At 59.6% G+C, this 7107-nt stretch carries 7 protein-coding genes; 5 read left to right on the forward strand and 2 right to left on the reverse strand.

Annotation, left to right across the window (positions count from 1 at the left end; all coding sequences use genetic code 11):
* Nucleotides 1–76 precede the first annotated feature (76 nt).
* The gene (gene fba / locus DP106_RS11800; RefSeq protein WP_120085537.1) at nucleotides 77–1069 is read right to left on the reverse strand and encodes a class II fructose-bisphosphate aldolase; all 993 of its coding nucleotides are present in this window, start codon (nucleotides 1067–1069) and stop codon (nucleotides 77–79) included.
* A 434-nt stretch (nucleotides 1070–1503) separates the two neighbouring features.
* Here fba and DP106_RS11805 point away from each other — a divergent pair, with 434 nt between their 5' ends.
* The 3 genes from DP106_RS11805 (at nucleotide 1504) to asd (ending at nucleotide 4801) form a co-directional block, all read left to right on the forward strand.
* A complete protein-coding gene (locus DP106_RS11805; protein ID WP_120085539.1) occupies nucleotides 1504–2904 on the forward strand; it encodes a DUF6498-containing protein in 1401 nt (466 codons plus the stop codon).
* Nucleotides 2905–2976: 72 nt separating this feature from the next.
* Complete coding sequence (locus DP106_RS11810; protein WP_120085540.1) at nucleotides 2977–3645, forward strand: AIM24 family protein; 669 nt, start codon at nucleotides 2977–2979, stop codon at nucleotides 3643–3645.
* A gap of 112 nt (nucleotides 3646–3757) precedes the next feature.
* The gene (gene asd / locus DP106_RS11815) at nucleotides 3758–4801 is read left to right on the forward strand and encodes an aspartate-semialdehyde dehydrogenase (protein WP_120085542.1); all 1044 of its coding nucleotides are present in this window, start codon (nucleotides 3758–3760) and stop codon (nucleotides 4799–4801) included.
* Nucleotides 4802–4853: 52 nt separating this feature from the next.
* Here asd and DP106_RS15905 read toward each other — a convergent pair whose 3' ends face one another.
* The gene (locus DP106_RS15905) at nucleotides 4854–5591 is read right to left on the reverse strand and encodes a hypothetical protein (protein WP_165857883.1); all 738 of its coding nucleotides are present in this window, start codon (nucleotides 5589–5591) and stop codon (nucleotides 4854–4856) included.
* 115 nt (nucleotides 5592–5706) lie between these two features.
* Here DP106_RS15905 and DP106_RS11825 point away from each other — a divergent pair, with 115 nt between their 5' ends.
* Nucleotides 5707–6273 (forward strand): GNAT family N-acetyltransferase, encoded by a 567-nt coding sequence (locus DP106_RS11825; RefSeq protein ID WP_120085544.1) that lies wholly within the window; start codon nucleotides 5707–5709, stop codon nucleotides 6271–6273.
* Between the two features lie 557 nt (nucleotides 6274–6830).
* A partial coding sequence (tnpA, locus tag DP106_RS11830; RefSeq protein WP_120085546.1) for an IS200/IS605 family transposase occupies nucleotides 6831–7107 on the forward strand: 277 nt, incomplete at its 3' end.

The following is a 7107-nucleotide window of genomic DNA, read 5'->3' on the forward strand; positions in this document are numbered from 1 at the left end:
GGACACCCAGACCCTCAACTGTTCGGGCCGGTTCCAACGACAGTGTTCACCTGTGAGAGTAGTACTACACCCCTGTTTAGCTAAATGTACTTCGGCCGGCACTCCCTGAGACTTCGGCGAGATCGGCGTACACCTCGGCGATACGGTCGCGAATATCCCGACCGGCGACACGCGGGTCAAAGCGATCCTTGTTTGGGGCCCACTCCACATCGTTGAAAAACGTATTCCGGTGATCCTCGACGCCCGCCGGTGGAACGATCTCGTCGGGTGCCTCGCGGTAGAGATCGAGGGCGGTGCGGGTGTACTCGTATTGGTAGCGGGTGTCCTTGTTGACCTTACAGATCCCGTGGGTCAGCATCTCCTGGAGTTGGTCGGGCTGGACACCTGAGGAGCCGTGCAGGACGAGCGGTGTATCGAGGCCGTGATCGCGCAGGGCGGTGCGGATCTCCTCGGTCAGGTCAGGTTTGAGTTCGAGATCTTTCCCCTTGGCGACGCCGTGTTGGGTGCCGACTGAGATCGCCAGCAGGTCACAGCCTGTGCGGTCGACAAACTCGACGGCCTGTTCGGGATCGGTGTAGAAGGCGTTCTCAGAGACGATCTCGTCTTCGACGCCCTTGATCTTCCCGAGTTCGGCCTCGACGAGGATGTCGGCGTCGGCGTCGTCGATCATCTCAACGACCTGCTTGCTGCGGGCGACATTGTCCTCGAACTCCTCGTGGGAGGCGTCGATCATGATCGAGGAGGGGATCTCCAGTTCGACCTGTCGCTGAATGGTGTCAAGGTCGGTCTGATGATCCATGTTGAGGAAGACACCGATATCGTACTGGGCGGCGATGCGTTCGATGTAGTTGCTCATAACGCGCAGGCCAGCGATGGGGTCGCCGTTGCCGGCGAACGTACAGGCCCCGTTGCTCATCTGGAGGAGAAGATCGGAGTCGACGCTGGCCGCGCCCTGAATCAGTCCGATCATCGTGTTCGGCTCGGCGATGTTGCTTGCGATCAGCCCGAATCCGGAGTCAAGTGCAGCGTCGTAGACTGATGCCAGTTCAGTGCCACCGTAGAAGGTCATATCGACGGTATTCTACAGGGAATGGCATAAATCCCGCCGTCTCCTGAACCGATCGTTACAGGTAGAATCGGCAGCGTAACACCGAGGAGGAGCGCAACGATTGAGCCTGCCGATGAGCAGCGATGTCACTGTATGGAACCTATATGTCGCCCGGAACACTAACGCCCGACCGCATCCTGTGGCGGCGTGCCTTGTCGGTCGGGAAACCCTCGTGCCGGGCGGCTGTCGTTGCGGCCGACAGCGGGCCGTCTGTTCCGTGCCTGGGTTCGCCGGACTGTCATCGCTCCCGAAAGAGGATCGCTCGGCCGGGGACTTGTGGCACGTACTACAGCGTCGGGACGCGCTTGGCTTACACCTTCCGTTGCCGTCGGCCGTGGGCGTGAGCAACTATGGAAGCCGAAACATAGTTACGAGTCCCTCCCACAGCACGTTTTGTGCCGCGTTTGCCCTCCATACCGACGCAGTGGCTCGGCCTCCTCGCGGTTGTCGCCGGCAATCTCTTTCCCCTACTCGGCGTTTCTGTCTGGGGGTGGAGCCTCACGTCGCTGCTTGTCATCTACTGGTTTGAAGCCCTCACAACCGCCCTATTGGCCGCGATCAAGGCACTCTTCGCAAAACAGGGCTCCCCGGAGCTGTACGTGCTGGAGCCGATGACGAATCTACGCGCCAAGCGCGGCGGGCTACAGCCACGATCGGGGTGGCCACCGATCTATCCACGGAACCTCCCGTTTGCGGTCTCGATTCTTGGCGTGTGGTGTATCGCGGTGCTGCCGATGAGTCTGCTCGCTTGGCTCTCGCTTGATCTCACTCCGACGGTGTCGGGTGGACTCCTCGTTGCCCTTGTCGCGCTCGTTGCCTCGCATCTTACGGACTTCCGGGTCGACTACATCGGTACCGAGCGATACACCAACGTGTCGGCTCAAGAACTGACCCGCACACCGGCCCAGCAGGTGCTGGTGTTGTTCTGCTTGCTCCCGTTTATTACAGGTGAGACAGCAAGTGGGGCCGTACTGATAGGCGGGGTTGTCCTTGCGAAAACGGCCGGTGAGGCGTATCGCTTCTATGTCGACCACATGGGGCAGCCGCTGGTTGTGGTCACCGACTGGCTGCGGCAGAGCACGCTGATCGAGACTGAGTCGCTTCAGGAACCGCCGCCGGAGATCGAGCTACCTGACAGCCCTGTCGATGGCCGGGTCACGACTGACACAGCGGCGATTATCCTCGGCAGTATCCCGGACATCATGCTGGGGTTGGTAAGCGACGGTGGTATACTGTTAGGGGCGGTGCTCATATTCGGTATCGCCATCGATTCCCCGCTGGTCGTTGGGTTCGCTGTCGCTGTTTTGCTCGCGATTGTCGCGGTCGCTGTTCTGAGTCGATGGCTGCGGTTCGGCACCATCGAGTACCAGCGGCGCGACCACGAGATCGTGGCCTACGATCGTCTGCTGGCCGAGCCACAGTGGGTCACCCCTGTGTATCGCGGCGATATCGAGGTCAAAAACGCGATCCCCGATCGGCTGCTTGGGACAGGAACGGTCACGCTGTCGACACCCAACGACGATGATAAGCCGGTCACACTCGGCCCGGTGCCGGATCTTGACGCTGCGGTTGATGAGCTTGCGTTACCGATCAGACAGCCGCGTCGCCCTGAGACGGAGTATACCGTCGTCGCTGCCGCTGCCGGCCTGTTGGCTGTGTTTGCCGTGCTTCCGGTTGTCGTACTGACGGCCGGTGATCTCGACACCGGAACCGCGATTGCGGTACTCGTTTTCGCCGCGCCACTGTTGTTTCCGCTGGTAGGGGGGCTGCTGTTGAGCGGCCTCTCACGTCTCTGATCCCCCGTGTCGAAAACGCGCGTTTGAGGCTTCACCGGGTATATACGGCTTGTGTCACAACCGGTGGTTGTGATGGAGCTTGACGAATTCACGCAGGCCAACGCCCCGAAATCCGGTGGCGATGGCTTCCAGTTGGAGAACGCAAAACTGCTCGACATCGCGGTCGAGGGCACCGCCATGGTCAAAGCCGGCTCGATGGTCGCCTACACCGGCGATCTCACGTTCACCGGGAAGTCCTCCGCCGAGGGCGGGATCACCGGCCTCGTCAAAGACGCTGTCTCCAGTGAGGGAACGCCGATCATGGAGGCCGACGGCTCGGGGCATCTCTACGTCGCCGATCAGGAAAAAAAGATCCAGGTGCTCTCACTCGACGCTGACGACTCGATCTCGGTCAACGGCAACGATATCCTCGCCTTTGAGTCCCGTGTCGACTACGAGATCAACACCGTTGGCGGGCTCTCGGAGGCTATCGCCGGCGGCCTCACAAACGTGTACCTCAGCGGCCCGGGGACGGTGGCGCTGACGACTCACGGCGATCCGTTGGTGGCGACGCCACCGATAACAACCGATCCCGATGCGACCGTTGCGTGGAGTACGAACCTCTCGCCGTCGATCGAGACGAACAAGACAATCGAGATCGGCCAACAGTCCGGCGAATCCTTCCAGATGGCGTTCACCGGCAGCGAGGGGTTCGTCGTCGTCCAGCCCTACGAGGAAGGCGGTCAACCGGCCCAACAGTAGCACCGTCGGTTCTCAGCGGCGGCCGTGTGAGTATCACCAACGATTTGGATAGATCGACACACGGCACCGGGAATCCGACCGACTTATATATGTGAGACGGCTTCGCACGGCAATGACAGTTTCTGTCGGTATCCTCGGCGCAACGGGCGCGGTTGGACAGCGGTTCATCCAACTGCTCGATGGCCATCCAACCTTTGAGATCGACGCACTCACCGCCAGCGAGTCGAGTGCAGGCAAGTCGTATCAGGCGGCCGCCAAATGGCGCGCGAACACGCCGATCCCCCGGGATGTCGCCGATATCGAGGTCGGCGAAACGCATCCGGACGCTGTTAGCGATGACATCGATCTCCTGTTTTCATCGTTGCCGTCAGGCGTCGCCAGCGAAGTCGAACCCAAGTTCCTCGAAGCCGGCTATGTTGTCTCCTCAAACTCCTCGAACGATCGCATGGCGGAAGATGTCCCGCTGACCATCCCTGAGATCAACCCTGGTCACCTCGATCTCATCGAGGTGCAACGCGATAACCGCGGCTGGGACGGCGCGCTTATCAAAAACCCCAACTGCTCGACGATCACGATGGTGCCGACGCTGGCCGCCCTTGATGCAGGCTTTGGGATCGAACGCGCCGACGTGACGACGCTGCAGGCCGTCTCCGGCGCAGGTTACTCCGGGGTCACGTCGATGGAGATCATCGACAACGCGATCCCGCATATCGGCGGCGAGGAAAACAAGATGGAGACCGAATCCCGCAAGCTGCTCGGGGAGTTCGACGGCGCGGAGCTCTCCCTGCACGACGCCGAGGTCAACGCCTCCTGTAACCGGATTCCAACGCTTGATGGCCACCTCGAAAGCGTCTTTGTCGATCTCGCCGACGACCCCTCACCGGCTGCGGCGCGGGAAGCGCTGGAATCGTTCCCCGGAATCGACCTTCCGAGCGCGCCAGACCAGCTCATCCACGTTTTCGGCGACGACCAACCTGAGCGACCACAGCCACGGCGTGATCGGAACCGTGACAACGGGATGGCGATCTCCGTCGGCGGCGTCAGCGAAACCCCCAGCGGGCTCAAATACAACTGTCTCGCTCACAACACTCTCCGCGGGGCAGCCGGCGCGAGCCTGCTGAACGGCGAACTGCTCGTCGAAGAAGGCTGGATCTAAGAGCGAAAATCGCCCATCGGCTGACACCCACAAGCGGTGTCAGGAACCTGATCTACGTCTCGTCGTCCGTGTGGTCGTCGTTATCGGTGCTATCGCCGTCGGCCTGCTCATCAAGCTGCGCCTCGATCGCCTCGGTTTTTGCTTCCAACGTCTCGGTCGCCGCTGACACCTCCTCGCTGACCGTCTCCTCGACGGCCGCTTCGACTGTCTCTTCGACGCGTTTGGCGACCTCCTCACCAACGGTCTCCTCGACAGTTTTCTCAACTTCATCGCCAACCGTGGCTTCGACGGTTTTGGCGACCTCGTCGCCGACTGTTTCCTCGACGGTCTCCTCGACGGTTTCGGTAACGCCGTCGTCGACGGTTTTACCGACCGTCTCCTCGACAGTTGCCTCAACGGTGTCGCCGACCTCCTTTTCAACCGTGTCGCCGACGGTCTGTTCGACGGTCGCAACGACCTCCTTGTCGACGGTCTCCTCAACAGTTTTCTCGACGGTGTCGCCGACTTCCTGCTCGACCGTTTCGCCGACGGTCTGTTCGACCGCCTCGCCGACCTCCTTGTCGACGGTTTCCTCGACAGTTTTCTCGACGGCCTCGGCGACCTCCTGGCTCATCCAGTCGGGATCGAACCGCGACATCTTCCAGACGACGTGGACAGTGTAGGACAACAGCACCCCGAGACCGAAGGCGATCCCCGTTTGGGTGCCGACAACCACGAGTAGGGCGACAGCCAGCGAGATCAACAGCCCGAACGCCATATCGACGATAAAATCGACGCGATTCGGCTTCATTCCCTCACTCCAGCGTGATGAGTACAGATCTGCATATCGGTGTTACTTGACCGGCCGGTTTAGTCCTCCCGTCGTGGCCCCACGGTTTACGTCGATGCGACCGGTACGAGCGGGTATGTATGTCCGCGATGGCAAAAGCCGGGATGAGACGTGGCTTCGTGATGGGATCGGGGCGATGGGCCTCGGCGAGGCGGTCGGCGAGCCACAGGAGTACGTGATCGCGGTTGAGGAAGATTCCGACGAACGGGCCGGATTTGGTCGGCTATGCGTCCACACAGACGGGTCGACTGTCTGTGAACTGATACATATCGGCGTTCACCAATCATGGCGCGATCAGGGTATCGGTGCCCACATTATCGAGCGGCTGCTCACCAAAACTGGTGACGCCGGCGTCGAGACGGCGTACATACTGACTGACGAGCCCGGCTATCCGACTCAGTTGGGATTCGAGCGTGTCGACGATCTCCCTACGCCACTGGCTGATCGGCGGAGAAAAAAAGCGGCAGGAGGAGACGACGAGGTTGTTGGCCTCGCTATCGACATCGACGACTTCGAGATGCCATCGCGGCTGCGAGATGCGTTCAAAACCGCCAGCGGGGCTGCCGAGGAGCCCACCGTTGATGCCGAGGAGTTTGGGATCGACGCCGACGGCGCGACCTACAAATACGACACCGGTGGTTGAACGAGCGGCCGCCGTGCGTGGTTGGAATAATACGAGTACGTATCCCGGTGGATCGCATTTAAACCAGTTGCCCAATACGAGTAATCTATCTACACTTTGGGCACCACACGCATGAACTCAGCAATTACTCTAATGAAAAATATAATTGACCGAAACGAACCAGGTCTCGGTCATGTTTGTCCGGATCATCAACCCGAAACCGAAGGAACTGGTTTCGCATGTCCATGATCATACGCATTAGCTCATGGATCACGTCCGGTTGATCATCGAAACACGAGTCACATTCCTCCCGATGAATCGAGCGAAGCTGTGCGTCGCTGCAATGCCCTATTGACGTTGGTGAGTATTCCTTGTTGAACGTTTCAGCCAACTGCTCTGTCAATGAATCATCGGTTATGAGCCGAAGAGAAGCGATCTTTCTTCAAGGCGAGAATCCCGCCGTTTACCACGGGCGTGAAACCGACAACTACTGACCGTCCCACCGTTGGTCGAAGGCCGAATACCCCACATAGAAAAACGTTTATTGAGATTGGCTGTATAGAAATTAGCACGGCCTAATGAAGTATAACCTCGAAAAAGGATCTCACACGGTGTATGCGCTTCAATATCACTTTGTGACCGTCACAAAGTATCGGAGCGACATCCTCACCGACGAGATCGCAGAACGGCTTGGTGAGATTGCCAGTGACATCGCCGCAGATTTCGGTGTGAACATCCAGAACGTCAATGGCGGTTCTGACCACGTTCACATCCTGTTCACGGCAGAACCGACCACTGAGCTTACCAAGTTCATCAACTCGCTCAAGGGTGTCTCGTCCCGAAAAATTCGGGACG

Source organism: Halonotius pteroides (genome assembly GCF_003605635.1).
GTDB classification, from domain to species: Archaea; Halobacteriota; Halobacteria; order Halobacteriales; family Haloferacaceae; genus Halonotius; species Halonotius pteroides.

Coding starts and splice junctions, on each gene's coding strand:
- DP106_RS15905 (WP_165857883.1), bottom strand. CDS start 5,591: ATGAAGCCGAATCGCGTCGATTTTATCGTCGATATGGCGTTCGGGCTG.
- asd (WP_120085542.1), top strand. CDS start 3,758: ATGACAGTTTCTGTCGGTATCCTCGGCGCAACGGGCGCGGTTGGACAG.
- fba (WP_120085537.1), bottom strand. CDS start 1,069: ATGACCTTCTACGGTGGCACTGAACTGGCATCAGTCTACGACGCTGCA.
- DP106_RS11810 (WP_120085540.1), top strand. CDS start 2,977: ATGGAGCTTGACGAATTCACGCAGGCCAACGCCCCGAAATCCGGTGGC.
- DP106_RS11825 (WP_120085544.1), top strand. CDS start 5,707: ATGTATGTCCGCGATGGCAAAAGCCGGGATGAGACGTGGCTTCGTGAT.